This window comes from Glutamicibacter sp. Je.9.36 (assembly GCF_051129975.1).
Lineage (GTDB): Bacteria > Actinomycetota > Actinomycetes > Actinomycetales > Micrococcaceae > Glutamicibacter.
This window is the reverse complement of the sequence record NZ_JBCPSN010000006.1, coordinates 179,597-197,163: the sequence shown is the minus strand read 5'-3', so window position 1 is coordinate 197,163 and position 17,567 is coordinate 179,597. Positions and strand designations below refer to the sequence as shown.

Sequence of the window (17,567 nt, the reverse complement as noted above, 5' to 3'; positions counted from 1 at the left end):
TTCTACTGGCCGAACAGCGGCCCCAGCTAATGGGTGGCGGTGCGGCACGGAGGCAGTCGCATGTACCGTGATGGCCCCTCCGAGGGATCGCTGATTGCCGGAGGCTTCGCTCGTCGGGTGCACCCGGGATTCGAACGGCGAGTATTTGCGCAGGCGGAGCCGAGCGAGCGCCGGAAGCGTTCGGAGCAGTCGTGGTTGACGGCGCTCTTCCTGATCGTGATGACGTGCTTTCCTAGGTGCCTTTCGAGCAACTGTCGGCCCAATTGATGGAGGGGCTTCCGTGCCGGAACACAAGCCGGGGGCAGTGACCCGCGAGCTCGTATCATTGCCGGCAGGCAGCTCAGCGCTGGACACGGTGGCACGGACTCCCACCTGCCATTCAGCGCGTTCAGCCCCGGGCTGTGCCCCGTTCCCGCACAGCCTTGCGCCAGCCGTCAACGATATCCCAGCCAATGCCGGCCGCGATTCCGCACCCGAGCAGCACGGCGAGAATGCGGAAGATGCCGCCATTGCCAGCGGCCTGTGCGTTTCCGGCGGCGAACCCGTCGCCTCCGGCAACCGCAACGAACGAGAGGAATTCCGGGTTGACGAGCTCGCCGCGCAACAGCAGGATCAGCGCCCAGGCCGCGAAGGCCAAGGCGAGCACGGTGTTCAGCACCGCCATGGCAGTTGTCCAACGACGCAGGCGGAACAGCGCGACGGCGAAGACGGCCTCGAGGATGATCAGTGCGAACAGGATGCCGATCCACCACGGCCACAGCCCCGGGTTGAGGATCGGGATCGGTTCACCGCCTGTGGGGAAGAATCCTCGGACCAGGTCCCACACCACCGCGCCGGCGGCGATGCCCAGGAATACCAGCGACGCGATCAACTCGCTGCGGCCCGCGCCATCCTCGGGAATTTCCGGCAGCTGGTCAACATCCCACTTCACGCCAGTGTCCGCGCCAGTGCGCTCGAGCACGACGAACACGAGCGTGGTCCAGAAGCCCACGTGCACGATGACCTGCAGCCCGACGGAAAGCGACTGGACGATGCTTTCGCCCACGTCCTGTCCAGAGACCAGCAAACCCAGCGCCATTGCCCCTGCCACGCAGAGCGGCACGATCCACAGCAGCAGTTTCAGCAGGCGCCACCAAGCCAGGTAGTACTTCGGCCCGAGCAGGTGCAGCGGCCGGTCTGCGTAGCCGGCGGCGAGGATGCCGGGGTCGCCGAGTTCGGCCAGGACGCGGCGTTCTGCCTCCTGCGCGGCTTCGCCTTGGGCTACGCGCGCCTCGATGGCGTCGGCAATGGAGGCTTCGAGCTCGGCGCGGATGTCGTTCCGCATGCCGGGCTCGAGGCTGCGGATCGTGGCCGAGATGTAGCGTTCGGTCAATGTGGCAGTCATGTCAGTGCTCCTCTTCGGTGAGCGAGGCGATCGCCGTTGCCAGTGATCGCCATTCCGTGGTCAACGTGTCGGCAAGACGGATACCGTCAGGCGAGGTTCGGTAGAACTTGCGTGGCCTGGCCTCCTCGGTGTTCCACTCGCTGGTGAGGTAACCCTGCTTCTCCAGACGCCGCAGCAGCGGATACAAGGTGTTGGCATCGGTGGAGAAACCGTGGTCGTCGAGCTGCTCCAGCAGGCTGTAGCCGTATCCTGCACTGCGCAGCAGCTGCAGGCAAGCGAGCACAACGGTGCCGCGTCGCAGCTCTTGCAGTTGGGTGTCGAACTCTTCCATGCCGCTCACATTACCGTGCGCCACACACTATCGTCAATCACACATTACTGTCACAAGATGAGAGCAGGCGTTCAATACTATTCGTTGCAGAACTGGGCGCCGCAGTCGGAAGTGAGCGGGGCGCATCGAGCCGGCACAAGCAAACCAGCAGGCAACGCATCGCGTAGCGGCAGGACTGGAGAGCCAAGATCCGTAGGATTCCAGCGCAGCGTGCTCCAAGCTGCGCACTCAAGGCCTTATGCGGCGACGAGATCGACAACCCGGCTTCCCCGAGCCCGGCAGCATGGTCCACAGTCGGCAGTGGGCGCGGTTTTCCAGCCCATCGCCCATCGCCTTTTGATATCTGCGCACTTGCCGCACCAGGCCAACCTCCGGCCACGGTGGTTTTCCGCGCACGGCGCTGGAGAAGAGCAACAGCAAGCGGCCGGCTGCGCCCCGCACCAGCCGCACCAGCCGCCTCTGCCGCGGCCTCGGGATCGGCTTGGATGCCACTAGCAGCGGCAAAGTTCGCGCAACCGCGGGATCGAAGCGGTTACCAATCAGCGCCTCGTGCCGCCCGGACATTGAAGAAAACGGCTCCGGCGGAAAAGGGCCAGCCTCGCCCGGCAGCAACTGGCTGAACGGCTTTGCGGCTACCTGCCGTCCCTGAGCAGGGCCACGTCGGAGACCATTTCTATATGCTCGCCCATCGCGGCGGCGGCACCCGTGGCATCACCGCGGCGAATCGCATCGGCGATTTTCAGGTGCGACTCCAGCGAACGCTCCGGGCGTCCTGGTTGCCCCAGCGATTCGATGCGGGTTTCGAGCACCATCTCGGCGATAAACGTCATGAGTTTTTGCAAAACCGCTGATTTGGCTGCAGCGGTAATTGCCTCGTGGAAAAGCTCATCACCGCGCTCACCGCGGCCGCCCTCGCCGATTTCCGCGGCCATCACCTCCAACGCGTGATCGATTTTGCGCAGGTCCGCCTCGGTGCGGCGTGCGGCAGCCAGCGCGGCCAGCTTGACCTCCAAGGTACTGCGCGCCTCGACGATATCCGGCAACCGGTTCTTGTGCTCGCGCAGTTCGCGCAGCACCGTGGCGACGCTCGGACGGTGCACGAGCACCGCGCCGGTTCCATGCTGCACGTCGATCACCCCGAGTACTTCCAGCGCCACCAGGGCCTGGGCCAGGGTCGCTCGCGAGACGCCGAGCTGCTCTGCCAGCTCGCGCTCGGCCGGCAAATGGTCGCCGGGCCCCAACTGCTCAGCCTCGACGAAAGCCAGGATCTGCTGCATCAACTGCTCATAGAGCCGAGGGCGCTGCACCTTCGCGAACGCCCTGGCCTTCTTGGCTTCAGCCACAACCACTCCCCACCTGAAAATGTGTTCTTCCTCAAACTTACACCGAAAATTACCTTGACAAGACACCGAGAGTCTAGGAGGCTAGGCCAGTGAGCCAGTGACACCCGTCACAACAAAACCATTCAGTGCAAAGCCTCCCGAAAAGGATTTCCCATGTCTGTCGCACTCGTCTCCATCATCGTCTTGGCGGTGATGTTCATAATTGCCACGATGTTCCCGATCAACATGGGAGCCCTGGCCTTCGTTGGCGCCTTCCTGCTCGGCACGATATTCCTCGGCATGGATGCCAAGGACATTCTCGCCAGCTTCCCCGGAGGACTGTTCTTGACCCTGGTCGGGGTCACCTACCTCTTCGCCATAGCCCAGAACAATGGCACCATCGACATCCTGGTTGACCGGGCGGTGAAACTTGTCGACAACCGGATCTCGCTGATCCCCTGGGTCATGTTCGCCATCACCGCAGCCATTACCGCCATCGGCGCCCTGGGCCCGGCAGCGGTGGCGATCATCGCCCCGATCGGCCTGCGCTTCGCGCAGAAATACGAGATCAACCCGCTCATGATGGGCATGCTGATCGTGCACGGCGCGCAAGCCGGCGGCTTCTCCCCGATCGCCGTCTACGGCGTGATCGTCAATGGGCTGATCCAGGAAGCCGGGTTCGCCTTCAGCCCCACCGCCCTGTTCCTCACCAGCTTCGCCTTCAACCTGGTGATCGCCATCGTGCTGTTCCTGGTCCTGGGCGGGCGCAAACTGGCGGGCCAGCGGGCCAGCGCCATCGCCGAACGCGTTGCCGAGGCCCGCCTGTCGGTCTCCGTGGGCTCGCAGGCAGCCGATGTCGATTTCAAGGGCAGCGGCTCGGGAACCTACGGTCCCCGCGATCCTGCCGGCGACGGCGCCGCGCCGCATGCCCCGGGCCAGCGCTTCGGCCAGGCAATGACCATCCTCGGCCTGGTCGCCCTGGCCGTGATCGCATTGGGCTTCAAGGTCGACGTCGGCTTCGTTTCGATCACCATCGCTGTCGTCCTGGCCTTGGTCAACCCCGCTGCCCAGAAGGGGGCGGTCAACAAGATCAGCTGGTCCACGGTCCTGCTCATCTGCGGCATGCTCACTTTCGTCGGAGTCCTGGAGGAAGCCGGCACCATCGAATACGCTTCGAACGCCGTGGCGACCCTGGGAGCACCGCTGCTTGCGGGCTTGCTCATCTGCTACATCGGCGCCGTTGTCTCGGCTTTCGCATCATCCACTGCCATCCTGGCCGCGCTCATCCCGCTGGCGATCCCGTTCCTGAGTTCGGGCTCGATCAGCGCTACCGGATTGATCTGCGCGCTGGCCATCGCCTCGACCATCGTGGATGTCTCGCCCTTCTCCACCAACGGCGCCCTGGTCCTCGCCAACGCCCCGGAAGGCACCGACAAGGACCGCTTCTACAAGCAGGTCCTGGGCTACGGCGGCATCATCGTCCTGGCCGGCCCCGTCCTGGCCTGGGCGCTGCTGGTCTTGCCCGGCTGGCTGTAGGCACCAGCGGAACCGCCTATCTTTCCACTCCTAGGAGGTATCTCTTGAGCTCGATTACAGTCCAACCCGAAGAAACCCTGGCCACCGGCACCGGCCCCCTGAGCGGCTACGTGGTCCTTGACCTGACCCGTGCACTGGCCGGGCCTCATGCCGGAATGATGATGGGCGACCTGGGTGCCAAGGTCATCAAGATCGAAGCGATGGGCACCGGGGACGACACCCGCGGCTGGGGCCCACCCTTCGTCGGGCCGGAAGACAACCGGCAGGCCACCTACTTCCTGTCATGCAATCGCAACAAGCAGTCTGTTGCGCTGAACCTGAAGGATTCCGCGCACCAAGCCAAGCTGGCCGAGCTGGTCAGGAACTCGGATGTGCTCATGGAGAACTTCCGCACCGGCGTGCTGGACCGGCTCGGCTTCAGCGTCGAGGTGCTCCATGAATTGAATCCGCGGCTGGTGATCCTGTCCATTACCGGCTTCGGGCACGACGGCCCCGAATCCCACCGCAGCGGCTACGACCAGATCCTGCAGGGCGAGGCCGGGCTGATGTCCATTACCGGCTCCGGCCCTGAGGATCCGCAGAAGGTCGGGGTGCCCATCGCGGATCTGCTCTCGGGGATGTATGGAGCGTACGGGGCGCTGGCAGCGCTGCTGGAACGCGAAAGGACCGGTCGCGGCCAAGTGGTCCGCACCTCCCTGCTGGCCTCGATCATCGGGGTCCATGCCTTCCAGGGCACCCGGCAGACCGTGGCCGGGGAGAATCCCAAAGCCATCGGCAACCACCATCCCTCCATTGCACCCTACGGCCTGTATTCCTGTGCCGATGGGAAAGTGCAGATCAGCATCGGCAGCGAAAAGCTCTGGCAGGCCTTCGCCTCCCGGTTCGGCTTGCCCGCCGGGGATCCCCGCTTTGCCAGCAACTCCCAGCGCGTGGAGAACCGCGCGGCGCTCAATGAGCTGATCGAACGGGCTTTTAGCGCATACGATGCGGCGCAGCTGCTCAACGCCCTTGAGACAGCCGGCATTCCAGCGGGAAAGGTGCGCTCCATCGAGGAGGTCTATGAATGGGACCAGGTCCAATCCCAAGGGCTCATCGTGGAGGTGGAACACGAAGTGCTGGGCAGGGTCAGCCTGCCCGGCCCTCCCCTGCGCTTCTTCGATGCCGCCACCAGCAAGGAGACCACCCGCAAAGCGCATACCGCTCCGCCCCTGCTCAATGCAGATGCAGCGGACGTGGACCGCTGGCTCGAAGACCGGAAGGAAGACCAGTCATGAGCACCAGAACCCAACGGATTGACGCGGCGGCGCTACTGTCCATCGTCTTGGATGAAGACTCCTTCGAGTCCTGGGACAGCCAGCCGCAGCAGCCCGAGCTCAGCGAATCCTATGCGGCCGACCTCGATGCCGCCCGCGCAAAAAGCGGCACCGATGAATCGGTGATCACGGGCAAGGGACTGATCCAGGGCCGCGAAGTTGCGGTGATCGTCTCGGAATTCAACTTCCTGGCCGGTTCCATCGGGCAGGCCGCCGTGAAGCGCATTGTCGCGGCCATCGAGCGCGCAACGGCGGCCGGACTGCCGCTGCTGGCAGGGCCCGCTTCCGGGGGCACCCGCATGCAGGAAGGCACCTTGGCCTTCCTGGGGATGGTCGCCATCACCGATGCGGTCCGCCGGCACAAGGCGGCAGGACTTCCCTATCTGGTCTACCTGCGCCATCCCACCACCGGCGGTGTCATGGCCTCCTGGGGCTCTTTGGGGCACATCACCGTTGCCGAGCCAGGGGCGCTGCTGGGTTTCCTGGGTCCACGGGTCTACCAGGCGCTCTACGGACAGGACTTCCCGGAGGGCGTCCAGGTCTCGGAGAACCTGTTCCGCAAGGGCTTGATCGACGCGGTTGTCCCGCCGCAGGACCTTCCGCAGCTAGTGGACCGGGCACTGCAGATCCTGCAGCCGGTACGAGATTCCGGCGCTTTCCCGGCACCGGTGGGCAGCATCTCGTGCAGTGCGGACGAGGACGCCTGGCGCTCTGTGCAAGCCAGCCGGAACCCGCGCCGACCGGACACCCGGATGCTGCTGGCCTCAGCTGACGACGCGCTGCCCTTGAACGGAACCGGACAGGGAGAGAAAGACCCCGGGCTGATGCTGGCGTTGGCGCGGTTCGCAGGACAGCGCTGCGTGGTGCTCGGCCAGCAGCGGCCGCGGCACCCGGACACGGCCAGCCTCGGGCCCGCCTCGCTGCGCGAGGCCCGCCGCGGGATGCAACTGGCCCAGGAACTCGGCCTGCCGCTGGTCACCATCATCGACACCACCGGCGCCGAGCTCTCGGTGCAGGCAGAGGAAGGCGGGTTGGCCGGAGAGATTGCCCGTTCGCTCAGCGAATTGATCGGCTTGCGGTCCCCCTCGGTGTCGGTGCTCCTCGGCCAAGGTACCGGCGGCGCCGCACTGGCGCTGCTGCCGGCGGACCGGACCATCGCAGCCCGCAATTCCTGGCTCTCGCCGTTGCCGCCCGAGGGCGCCAGCGCCATCATGCACCGCAGTACCAGCCATGCCCCGGATATGGCCCGCCAGCAGAAGATCGGCGTTGCTTCGCTGTGCGCCTTTGGCCTGGTGGACCACGTGGTGGACGAGTTCGACGACGCTGCCGCCCGGCCGCGCGAGTTCTGCCAGGAACTAGGAACGGCTATTGCTGCGGAGATCTCCTTGGCCCTTGCCATTCCCGAGGCAGATCGGTTGGAGCGCCGGCAGAAAAAGTTCCAGAACTTGGGACGAGCCTCCAGCTAGTTCCGCACTGGGACACCGGGCCGGTCCGGCAACGGCTGCTGGACCGGCCCTTGGCTTGGCTGCCCTCGCCGGGCCGGCCGGCTGCACGCTGCAGGCACGTGGAAGTTCAAGGATCAGGCTACCTCCCCAAATGCCGGCCGCCCTGCGTAGAGTGGGACTCGACAGGAACTACCCAGCGAGGCGGACTATGCGCGAGCGCAAATCGATGATCGATACGGCCAAGGACATCGCGTCCGGCGCCCACGAAGGACAGGTCGACAAGCTCGGCGCCGCGTATATCGGGCATCCGGCACGAGTGGCCGGGCACGCGCGCGACCTCGGCGGTTCGCCAGAAGCCATCGCGGCCGCCTGGTTGCATGATGTGATCGAGGATTGCGACGTGAGCGCGGCGGACCTGCGTGCCGCTGGCATTCCCGACACGGTCATCGTGGCGGTGGAACTGCTGAGCAAGCGGCCCGGGCAGAGCCTGCAAGAATATTGCGCCGGGGTGCGCGGCAATGCGCTGGCCTTGCTGGTCAAGGAAGCGGACCTGGCCGATAACACCGACCCGGAACGCACAAGCCAGCTGGATCAGGCTACCCGGCAACGGCTGGCCAAGAAATACCAGCGCACCCGGTCCCTCCTGGGTCTCTAGCAGCGCCCGGAATCCTGGGTCCAACCCGGGTCTGCCCGGAAATAGTTCCTGGCCATAAACATTCAAGATCCCCGCCGCGCACGGCCAGCACTTCTTCGCCGGCATCCGGTGGCGGCACCTGATCACCGCGCAGAACTCGGAATGCTGGATATTTCCCGCAGCCCCCTTGCAATCGGGCGCCATTGGGCAAGACTTGGACTATGGCAACAGGCAGAAGCACAGTGTTCGAAAACCGCAGCCATGCCGGCGCCGCGCTGGGCATGAAGCTGTCCACCCTGCTGCCCGCCGGCGAATACACCGTGCTGGGTTTGCTGCGCGGCGGAGTGCCCATCGCCCATGAAGTGGCCAAGGCCCTCGGGGCCACACTGGGCGCGGTGGCAGTGCGCAAGCTCGGGGTGCCGCGCAATCCCGAACTGGCATTCGGCGCCATTGCCAGGTACGGGATTAGCAGCGCTCGCCACATCAACGAGGCGATCTACCGCCGGGCTCTGCAGTATTTCGGCAAGGACGAACTCGAATCCCTGGAACGCGGCACCGGTGCCGACCTGCTGGCTCTGGCCAGCACCTTCAAGGACTACTGCCCCGATCTGGCCGAGCGCGACCTGCTGCTTTGCGATGACGGAATGGCCACGGGCGCCACGATGAAGGCCGCGCTGGATCTTATCCAGGACCTGGATCCCGCCTCCATCACGCTGGCAGTTCCGGTGGCTTCGCCTGGAACGGCTGCCGAATTGGCACCCCGGGTCAATGGCATCTGCCAACTGCTCACCCCGGAAAATTTCACTGCCGTCGGAGCCTTCTACGAGGACTTCGGGCAAGTGGGCCAGGACCAGGTCCTGGAAATGCTGCGCTCCGCGCGGTGAGGTCCCAGGACCTAGTCAGCCAAACCGGTCTTCCTGTTCAGGATAGACAGGCCTGGCCAACCGGCGGATCAACCTACGGCACCGCTTATCGGGACGCGCCTGGTTTCGGTGACGACCCCAAGAGGAACTTCTGAGCGCAAAACGGCATCGATGTTGTCCCAAACTGTGGCCAGCCTCCGCTGCACATTCTCCCAGCCCACCCCCGCCATATGGGGCGTGCAGATCACCGAGTCCAGGCTCAATAGCTCGCTGCCCAGTTCCAGCGGCTCCAGTTCGAAGACATCCAGCCCGGCACCGGCAATGCTCCCGGTGCGCAAGGCGTCAATCAATGCCTCTTCATCGATGACCTCGCCGCGACCGACATTGACCAGCACGGCGGACGCCTTCATCATGGCCAGTTCCTCGCGTCCAATGAGCTTGCCGGTCCCCTGATTCAGCGGAAGGCTTACGCAGACAACATCGGATTCGCGCATCAAAGTCTCCAATGACACCGCCCGTGCCGAGATCAGCTCGGACACTGTCAGCGGGATCTGGGCAGTGTCGTAGTAGACGACGTTGGCACCGAAGCCATGGTGCACCACCTTGCCAACCCAACGCCCAATATTTCCCAGGCCTACGATTCCCACGGTCTTGCCATACAGTTCCGCATAGGAGGCTTCATCCAGGTCCTGGCGCCATTTGCCCTCGCGCAAAAGCTGCATCGAGGACGGAATACGGCGCAACAAGTTAAGGATCAGGCTCACCGCGTGCTCGGCCACCGAGATCGAATGGGTTTTCATTTGCGCCACGGGAATGCCCAGGTCGTTGAGCACCCCCAACGGCAGCTGGCCGTAACCCGAGCTCATGTACTGGATGAACTTCGCGCGGGTGGCTGCACGGAAGACTTCTTCGGGGACCTCGATGCCCGAAATGATGAAGTCTGCGTCAGCTGCCTCGGCTACCAGCTCCTCCACGCTGGTGCCAGCTGGCAATACCACCAGCTCGAACCCTTCGGGAGTCGATGCTTTCAGGCCGTCGATGTAGTCATTTAATGGGTTGATGAATAGGACTTTCCAGGTCATGATTATCCTTTCAGGATCCGGCCGGGATACTTGCGGAGGCTTGCAGGGCGCGGAGTACCGCGTCGGTCACTTCCCCGGTGCTGGCATTCCCGCCCAGATCGGCCGAGCGCGGACCGGTGGCGAGCACCTCTTGGACAGCGGAGTTAATGCTGCGTGCAGCGCAGACGAGCGCTTCATCCTCGCGTTTTTCTCCCAGCCAGTCGAGCATCATGGCGGCAGAGAGGATCATTGCTGTGGGATTGGCCTTGCCAGTGCAGGCGATATCCGGCGCGCTGCCATGCGACGGCTGGAAGACCCCGTGGGTCCGGCTCACATCAGCCGAAGGTGCCACGCCCAGTCCGCCAACTAGACCGGCGGCAATTTCCGAAGTGATGTCGCCGAAAATGTTCTCGCTGACGATCACGTCAAACCGCCCCGGATCAGTCACCATGTACATCGAACCGGCGTCAATATAGTACTTGCTGCTATCGATGTCGGTATTCTTCGCTGCGACTTCGTCGAAGACCTTTTCCATCAGCACGTTGCTGCGCAGGGCATTGGACTTATGCAGCAGGGTCACCCGGCCGGGGGTACCGCGCTTGCGGCGGGACCGGGCCTGGTCGAAGGCCTCAGCAAAGAGCGTTTCACAGGTCGCCCGCGTGATGGTCATCCGGTCGGTGGCTTCCACATCGCTGGGTTCATGCTTGTCGTGCAGACCTGCGAACATGCCCTCGGAGGTCTCACGGATCACCAGCATGTCTATGTTCTCAGCCCGTACCGCGTTCGGAACACCCTTGAAGAGCTTGACCGGACGCAGGCTGGCGAACAGCTTGTAGTGGGCGCGCATCTCGACCTGCGCTCCAAGTTCCAGGCCTTCTTCGTCTCGCACGTCGGGCAGCCCCATGGCCCCGAAGAGCACTGCGTCGCTCTTTCCAATCTCGTCCATGTCGGCAGCGGTGATCTTGCGCCCGGTGCGCCGGTACAGGTCAGCTGAGAAATCGTAGGTGACGTAGTCAAGGGTGAACCCGAACTGCTCCTGGACCTCTCCGAGCAACTTCAGCGCCGAGTCGACGACTTCCGGCCCGATCCCGTCACCGGGAATGACCGTAATCCTGTAATTGGCCATGACAACCTCCTGATATTCCTATGTAGTGGGATTCAATTGCTATTCAGCGGGAATACAATATCAGTATGTATCGAGGATCACTAGACCCCAGGGCAGTATTCATTACTGGCCAGCGAAATCCACTTCCCATACAGTAGGAATCACTGATTCAATCCCCGAGCACCGACCACGCCACCGCCCGTTTACCCGTTACCCTGAAAGGCCCGCTCCATGACTGAACCCACGACCAATCGGCAGCTGGAACGCATCTGCCAGCTCCTCGACGCGCTCGAATTCGGTGATGCAACGGCCAGCGAGCTGGCCCGCCAAACCGGACTGTCCACTTCCACCGCCCACCGGCTGGCACTGAGCCTAGTCGAGTACGACTTCCTCAAGCGCGAGCCGTCGGGCAACTACAGCCTGGGGAGGCGGTTCGTGCGCAGCCGGCTTGAACTGGTCGGACTCGGACACCTCACCGAACTGCGCGATGCGACCGGTGAGACGGCGCAACTATGGATTCGCCGCGGCGATCATCGGGTTTGCATCAGCTCCGTGGATTCCCGGCACGAATTGAAGGCGACCTTGCCCCCAGGAGCAAGCCTCGCCCTGCCGCATGGTTCCAGCGGACGGCTGCTGGCCTTCGACCAGGAGGCCATGGCCTCGATCGAAAGCCACGGCTGGGTGGAATCCGTGGGGCTGCGCACTCCCGGGCTGGGATCGGTGAGCGCACCGGTACTCCAGAGTGATCACATCATTGCTTCGATCTGCCTGGCCATGCCGCTCTCGCGATGCGAAGTCTCCCCCGGCACCGATCACGGCCAGCTGGTAGCGGGCACCGCAGCGAGGATCTCCGCGGCCTTCAGCGACCAGAGGTAGCGCCACCCCGGCAATCACCAAAAGGATCCGGCCCCGCCATCGATGCGTGGACCGGATCCTTGGCGAGCACGCCGCGGTTCGCTAGCCCATGAATGGCACCAGCAGTGTAGTCAAGAAGAGCACGAAGGCCCCTCCGATGCGGTTGGAAAGGGCCGCGAACGGCATCAGGTGCATGCGCTCCGACGCGCTGAGTACCGACACGTCGCCCGAACCGCCGGTGTCGGCCATGACCAGGCCCGGGGTGATGGCCGCTTCGACGAAGTTGAACTTCAGCAGCCAGCCCACAATTCCGGCGCTCAGTCCGGCGATCAGCACGGTAATGACCACCAGCACGATGAACATCGGGTCGCCCAGCGAAGCCAAGACCTCGTTGATGTCGATGTAGGAAATGCTCACGCCCACCAGCAGCGCCGGGACCAGCACCGAGGTGATCATCTCGCCCCAGTCGGTGGTGGCTTCCTCGATATCCTTGGGCAGCAACCCGAAGATCTTCAGCGCGGCCACGACGATGATCATCCAGGCGTAGGGATGCAGGAATGCGAAGAACCCGCCGAGCAGTTCCCCCAGCACGTAGAGCCCTGCCGTCAGCACCAGTCCCTTGCCCAAGGTGAGGAAACTCGCCATGGTGCGCTTGGGCGGGTTGGACAGCTCCTTGCTGGTTCCCTTCACGCGCATCAGGTCGCCGTTGCCGCTGAAGCCGATAAACAGCTGCTTGCGCTTGCCCAGTCCGTTGAGGATTCCGGCGAAGAGGATGCAGAAGACATTGGCGACGACCACAGCCGACATCAGGTCGCCCATGAATGCCGAGGAATCCTGCCCGGTCTGGGCGCCGTACATTTCGCTCATCGGCACCGCCCCCAGGCCCAGGCCGCCAGCCATGATCGGGGCCGCTACGGTGAGCATCGCGTTCCAGAAACCGAATCCTGCTACGGCTCCGATCAGTCCGATTGCAGCAAAGGAGATCAGGATGCAGGAAACCAGCGGGATCGCGAAGCGCGGACCTGCCTTGAGCAGCAGGGCGCGCGGCGCGCCGAGGATCGAGCCGGCGATCACCGCAGCCACGAAGAAGTCAAGGAACCCGTGGGTGGTGATGAAGTCAGTGACCACGGTAATGATCGCCTCCGGCATGAACCCGTAGAACATCACCAGCGCCGGGACGAAGGTGCACAGGATCGTCGGCAGCCCGAAGTCACGGACTATCGGGAACAGGTTGCCGAACCAGATCAGCAGGCCGCCCAGCAGCATCGCGACGGCGAAGCCTGGCAACATGCCGCCGGGAAGCTTGCCGGTCACGGCTGCGATGAGCACTACCGCGGCCATGGTCAGGTAAAGCCAGATCGGCAGGCCCGAGATGGCGAAGTGCCGGGGGTTGGCGTGGTGGGCGCCCTTGGGCAGCTGGGCCTTTTCGTTCAGCCGCCGCAGAAGGTCTTGGTCTTCACCCTGGATGGAACGCGGAAGCTGGGCTTCCTGGTTGGTCTTTGACATCGTATTCTCCCGATGTTTCGTGGCTTGCAAGGCTACCGGCGTCTTTGCGCGGAAGGCCGTTGCATGGCCAGCCGTGAAGGCAGGCCTGGTTGCCTAGTGGATGGAGAGGGAATCTGTTTGGACAGGTGGTGCGTTGGAGATCGTTGCGCGGGCCAGATCGGTGGCCTTTGCGAGCCCTGAAGGATCAATTCCTGTGATGTGCCCTTCGGCGTGCAGAAAATCCACGAGCTCTTCTGTGGACAGGTTTCCTGCCGCGCCCGGAGCGAATGGGCAGCCCCCATAGCCGCCCAGTGCGGCATCGAAGCGGGTAATGCCCGCATCGATGGCCAATTTCACCGTGTCCAGGGCCAGGCCGTGGGCATTGTGCAGGTGCAACGAGTAGGCCAGGTCGGGTTCAGCGTCCTGGATGTGCTTCACGCTGTCGATCAGGCGTTGCGGTGGCGTGGTTCCGAGGGTGTCAGCCAGCCCGATGTCCGTGATGCCCATGGACTTGAAGGCGCGTACCAGTTGCAGGAGACGAGAGGGGTCGATCTCGCCCTCGTAGGGGCAGGTGAAGGCGGTGGAGATCCCGGCGTGGAATCCGGTTTCCGGGTGGGCTGCGACATCGCCCGCGAGCGAGGCCAGTGACTTCTCGATGCCAGCACCGGCGTTGGCATTGCTGTGCGCCTGGCTGGCCGACGCCACCACCTGGACTTCGCGCGCTCCGGCAGCTGCCGCCCGGGCGATGCCCTGGCCGTTCAGGGCCAGGACCGTGAAACGCACCCTGGATTCCATGGACAGCGCGGACAACACGTCGCTGGCGTCGGCCATTTGCGGCACGCGCTTCGGGTTGACGAATGACGCGATCTCCATGCGCTCGACACCTGCGTCCATGGTGGCTCGGGCGATCTTCACCTTGTCGGCCGTGGAAACGATGACCGGTTCGTCCTGCAATCCGTCACGCAAGAACACGTCGGTGATTTCGATCCGCATCATTTCACCGCCTTGTTGCCCATGGCCCGGATCTGCCCTTCATCGAAGCCAGCCAGGTCCTTGAGGACTTCCTCTGTATGCTCCCCCAGGTCCGGGCCGACCCACTTGACCTCGCCCTGGTGGCCGGGAATCCTTGGCACCACGCCCGGGAAGCGGATCAGTTCGGGCTCCTGGTCGACCTTCACTTCGTGGGTCTCGATCATGCCGCGGGCAAGGTAGTGCTCGTCCTGGGCGATGGAGGCAGCGTCGTAGACCGGAGCCGCCGGAACCCCGGCCGCATCCAACGCGTCGAGCACCTGCGGCAGCGGCAGGGATCCGGTGAATGCCTCGATGGCTCCGTTGAGCTCTGCCTCGCGGGAACCGCGAGCCTCGGTGGTTAAAAGGGACTGGTCGTTGGCCAGGTCCTCGCGCCCGACAGCGCGCATCAACCTGGTGAATACCGAGTTGGAGTTCCCTCCGATAACCACCTCCAGGCCATCCTGGCAAGTATAGGAGCCGGTAGGCACCACTCCTGGAAGCCGGCCGCCGGTACGCTCGCGGACCATGCCGTAGGCATCGTAGTCCGGGACCAGTGATTCGAGCAGCGAGAAGACACCTTCGTACAGTGCCACATCGACGACGTTCTGCTCCTGGTTGCTCCCTCCCTTGGCCTTGTTGAGCATCAGCATCAAGGCGCCGATGACTCCGTAGAGACCTGCGACGGTATCACCCAAGGAGGCGGCGGCCCGTCCTGCGGGACGGTCGGGTTCGCCGGTGATGTAGCGCAATCCGGCAAATGATTCAGCAGAACTGCCGAATCCGGCGCGGTCCTTATAGGGTCCAGTCTGACCGTAGCCCGAGATACGCACGATCACCAGTTCAGGGTTGATTACACTGAGCACCTCAGGGCCAAGCCCCCACTTTTCCAAAGTGCCAGGACGGAAATTCTCGATCAGCACATCTGTGGTCCTGATGATTTCCTTAATTGCCCTCGCACCTAGCTCGCTGCGCAAATCGAGCTCGACAGATTTCTTGTTGCGCGCGATAGTGCGGAAGAGCATGGAGGTTTCACCGCGGGCCTTGCGCCAGTCGCGCAGTTCATCTCCCCCATCAGGTCGCTCGATCTTGATTACTTCAGCGCCGAAATCGCCAAAGATCCGGGCAGCGAAGGGAGCAGCAATGAAGTTTCCAAGTTCCAGCACGCGCACGCCTGCTAACGGAAGGTTGTTCTCGCCGAGGTTCAGCTGATCGTCCATCAGAATGACCCCTTTTCATGTTAATCTGAAGGTAAGTGTTCCCACTGAATGGGATCGGAATCCCTTTTAGCGGTAAGACTGTAGCAAGTGAGCCACAACACAGCAAGAACTTTTTGAAATAAGTGGATTCATCTCACCGTCCCGCGAGACACGGCAACCATCCTGTCATCGGCGCCCGTGCCTCGCCAGCTAGTAATTGGCCGACCGGCGGTGGCAGGATGAGCGCACCGCTCCGCCGCTGCACGGTACTTGGAACACGATCCACCGGCCTGTTGCCGTGCAGCCGCGCATAAATCCCGAAGACGACAGCTCAAGAATTGGCGTTGGGTATCGGATCAGCCTGGTGCGCCGAAACCGTTTCCGGGCGCCACGAGGCAAATGCCAGCACCGTACCGACCACTCCGATGCCGACCAGGACCAGAGCCGCACCCCACAGGCGGATCGAAGCGCCCAGGGCGCCGGCCACCGGATAGGCCAACAGGAAGCAGGCATGGGACAAGGAAAATTGCGCGGCAAAAACACCGGGGCGGTTTTGCTCGGTGCTGTTACGGCGCAGCAGCCTCGACGAGGGCGTGAGGATAGTTGCGGTCGCCGCACCCAGGGCCAGCCACAGGCCAAGGAGCCCGGCCCATTGGCCAGAACCCTCGCCCCAGCCGATCACAGCGGCACCGACGAACAGCAGCAGCGGCACCATCACGGCGCCTGCGAGCATCACGCTGCGGTCTTCGAATCGCTCCAGCAACCCCGGCATGCCCAGTGCCACCGCCATCGAACCTGCACCGTATGCTCCGAGCAGCAGCGCCACATCCACCTGCGAACGGCCCAGATCCCCCTTCACCAGCACCACTGTGTTGACGATGACCATGGCGGAGATCGCGGCGACCACCAGATTCAGCGCCATCAGGCTGCGCAGTTCCGGTGCCGCCCAGAATGCCCGGGTTCCCCCGGTGAGGCGATGGAAGAAGAGCGACTTCTGGGGCGGCGGGATCGCCGGGAAGCGCGTCGCGGCAACAAGCAGAGCGGACGCGGCAAAGCCGAGCACGGTCCCGGCGAAGAGGTTGTGGTAGCTGGTGACGGTCAGCAGCGCGGCCGCCAGCATCGGGCTGGCCAACGACTCCATGTCATAGGCCAGCCGCGACAGCGACAAGGCCCGGGTGTAATCCCGCTCATCGGGCAGGATCGAGGGAATGACCGCTTGGAACGCGGGGGTGAAGGTCGCCGATGCTGATTGCAGTACGAAAATCAGCACATAGATCTGCCACGCTTCGCTGGCGAATGGGAGGCAGAGCGCCACTAGTCCACGAATGATGTTGGACCCGATGAGCACGGGTTTGCGCGGAATATGGGAAACCAGGGCATTGGCCACAGGAGCAACGGCCACATAGGCGACCATCTTCACAGTCAAAGCCAGCCCAAGCACTAATCCCGCGTTGCTGCCGGCAATATCGAAAGCCAGCAGGCCCAGGGCAACGGTAAGCAGGCCCGTGCCCAGCAGCGCAATCATCTGGGCGCTGAAAAGCTTGGCGTACGCCTGGTCCCTGAGTACTGCGAGCATCTTTGCCGACTCCCGTATCTTTTGCCGCTAGCCTTGCGGGGCTTCGTGGTGCAGCGGCAGCTGGCCGTTGGATACCGAATGCTCCGCCTGCTTGATCGCTTCGCTGACCAGGCGCGCCGGGTGCTCATCGGTGAGGCTGTACAGGACCTTGGTTCCGTCCTGGCGCGTGGTCACCATGCGCGCCATGCGCAAACGGGCCAGGTGCTGGGATACCCCCGAAGGGCTCTTCTCGACCAGTTCCGCGAGCGCGTTGACCGAGAGCTCACCGGCACGGCGCAGATGCAGCACAATCCGGATCCGGGTGGCATCGGACAGCAAGCCGAAGACTTCCGCGGCCAGCTCCACGAAATCCGAGGAAGGATCCGGAGCATAAATCTTATTATCTGCATGCATGCTAATAGACTAATACTCTCGCCCGGTATTGCCTAGGGCACACCGGAAATGTTCCGC

The 17,567-nt window shown here is 63.6% G+C and carries 16 protein-coding genes; 6 read left to right on the top strand and 10 right to left on the bottom strand.

The window, feature by feature from the left end; all coding sequences use genetic code 11:
- Positions 1-388: 388 nt before the first annotated feature.
- The 3 genes from AAZQ98_RS15250 to AAZQ98_RS15240 form a co-directional block, all read right to left on the bottom strand.
- Positions 389-1,384, bottom strand: a complete 996-nt coding sequence (locus AAZQ98_RS15250; RefSeq protein ID WP_434693450.1) for a permease prefix domain 1-containing protein — start codon at positions 1,382-1,384, stop codon at positions 389-391.
- A gap of 1 nt (position 1,385) precedes the next feature.
- On the bottom strand, positions 1,386-1,715 hold the full coding sequence (locus tag AAZQ98_RS15245; protein WP_105658025.1) for a PadR family transcriptional regulator: 330 nt from the start codon (positions 1,713-1,715) through the stop codon (positions 1,386-1,388).
- Between the two features lie 632 nt (positions 1,716-2,347).
- Positions 2,348-3,058: a FadR/GntR family transcriptional regulator gene (locus AAZQ98_RS15240; RefSeq protein ID WP_286172292.1), complete on the bottom strand. Its 711-nt coding sequence runs from the start codon at positions 3,056-3,058 to the stop codon at positions 2,348-2,350.
- A gap of 153 nt (positions 3,059-3,211) precedes the next feature.
- Here AAZQ98_RS15240 and AAZQ98_RS15235 point away from each other — a divergent pair, with 153 nt between their 5' ends.
- The 5 genes from AAZQ98_RS15235 to AAZQ98_RS15215 all read left to right on the top strand — a co-directional run bounded on the left by AAZQ98_RS15235 (position 3,212) and on the right by AAZQ98_RS15215 (position 8,849).
- The gene (locus tag AAZQ98_RS15235) at positions 3,212-4,573 is read left to right on the top strand and encodes an SLC13 family permease (RefSeq protein ID WP_434693448.1); all 1,362 of its coding nucleotides are present in this window, start codon (positions 3,212-3,214) and stop codon (positions 4,571-4,573) included.
- Between the two features lie 44 nt (positions 4,574-4,617).
- Entirely contained in the window at positions 4,618-5,847 is a 1,230-nt protein-coding gene (locus tag AAZQ98_RS15230) for a CaiB/BaiF CoA transferase family protein (RefSeq protein ID WP_434693445.1), read from the top strand.
- Positions 5,844-7,352 carry a carboxyl transferase domain-containing protein gene (locus tag AAZQ98_RS15225; RefSeq protein WP_434693443.1) on the top strand — a complete coding sequence of 503 codons (1,509 nt, stop codon included), beginning with the start codon at positions 5,844-5,846 and terminating at the stop codon, positions 7,350-7,352. The genes AAZQ98_RS15230 and AAZQ98_RS15225 overlap by 4 nt, the downstream gene beginning before the upstream one ends.
- Before the next feature lie 187 nt (positions 7,353-7,539).
- Positions 7,540-7,986, top strand: coding sequence for an HD domain-containing protein (locus AAZQ98_RS15220; RefSeq protein ID WP_332488666.1), 447 nt, complete (start codon positions 7,540-7,542; stop codon positions 7,984-7,986).
- 200 nt (positions 7,987-8,186) lie between these two features.
- The gene (locus AAZQ98_RS15215; RefSeq protein ID WP_105661069.1) at positions 8,187-8,849 is read left to right on the top strand and encodes a phosphoribosyltransferase; all 663 of its coding nucleotides are present in this window, start codon (positions 8,187-8,189) and stop codon (positions 8,847-8,849) included.
- 68 nt (positions 8,850-8,917) lie between these two features.
- Here AAZQ98_RS15215 and AAZQ98_RS15210 read toward each other — a convergent pair whose 3' ends face one another.
- Both AAZQ98_RS15210 and AAZQ98_RS15205 read right to left on the bottom strand, forming a co-directional pair.
- Positions 8,918-9,910, bottom strand: coding sequence for an NAD(P)-dependent oxidoreductase (locus AAZQ98_RS15210; RefSeq protein WP_105661068.1), 993 nt, complete (start codon positions 9,908-9,910; stop codon positions 8,918-8,920).
- A 10-nt stretch (positions 9,911-9,920) separates the two neighbouring features.
- A complete protein-coding gene (locus AAZQ98_RS15205) occupies positions 9,921-11,015 on the bottom strand; it encodes an isocitrate/isopropylmalate dehydrogenase family protein (RefSeq protein ID WP_434693441.1) in 1,095 nt (364 codons plus the stop codon).
- A 210-nt stretch (positions 11,016-11,225) separates the two neighbouring features.
- On the opposite strand from AAZQ98_RS15205, the gene AAZQ98_RS15200 reads away from it, so the two are divergent.
- Complete coding sequence (locus AAZQ98_RS15200; protein ID WP_105661066.1) at positions 11,226-11,870, top strand: IclR family transcriptional regulator; 645 nt, start codon at positions 11,226-11,228, stop codon at positions 11,868-11,870.
- An 81-nt stretch (positions 11,871-11,951) separates the two neighbouring features.
- On the opposite strand, the gene AAZQ98_RS15195 is transcribed toward AAZQ98_RS15200, so the two are convergent.
- From AAZQ98_RS15195 to AAZQ98_RS15175, 5 genes are all read right to left on the bottom strand, one after another.
- Positions 11,952-13,355: a 2-hydroxycarboxylate transporter family protein gene (locus AAZQ98_RS15195; protein WP_105661065.1), complete on the bottom strand. Its 1,404-nt coding sequence runs from the start codon at positions 13,353-13,355 to the stop codon at positions 11,952-11,954.
- Between the two features lie 93 nt (positions 13,356-13,448).
- Positions 13,449-14,330, bottom strand: a complete 882-nt coding sequence (locus tag AAZQ98_RS15190) for a hydroxymethylglutaryl-CoA lyase (protein WP_286134517.1) — start codon at positions 14,328-14,330, stop codon at positions 13,449-13,451.
- On the bottom strand, positions 14,327-15,562 hold the full coding sequence (locus AAZQ98_RS15185; protein ID WP_105661063.1) for a CaiB/BaiF CoA transferase family protein: 1,236 nt from the start codon (positions 15,560-15,562) through the stop codon (positions 14,327-14,329). Before AAZQ98_RS15185 ends, AAZQ98_RS15190 begins: the two co-directional genes overlap by 4 nt.
- Positions 15,563-15,872: 310 nt before the next feature.
- Positions 15,873-17,117, bottom strand: coding sequence for an MFS transporter (locus AAZQ98_RS15180; RefSeq protein ID WP_105661062.1), 1,245 nt, complete (start codon positions 17,115-17,117; stop codon positions 15,873-15,875).
- 27 nt (positions 17,118-17,144) lie between these two features.
- On the bottom strand, positions 17,145-17,510 hold the full coding sequence (locus AAZQ98_RS15175; RefSeq protein WP_105658020.1) for an ArsR/SmtB family transcription factor: 366 nt from the start codon (positions 17,508-17,510) through the stop codon (positions 17,145-17,147).
- Between the last annotated feature and the right edge of the window lie 57 nt (positions 17,511-17,567).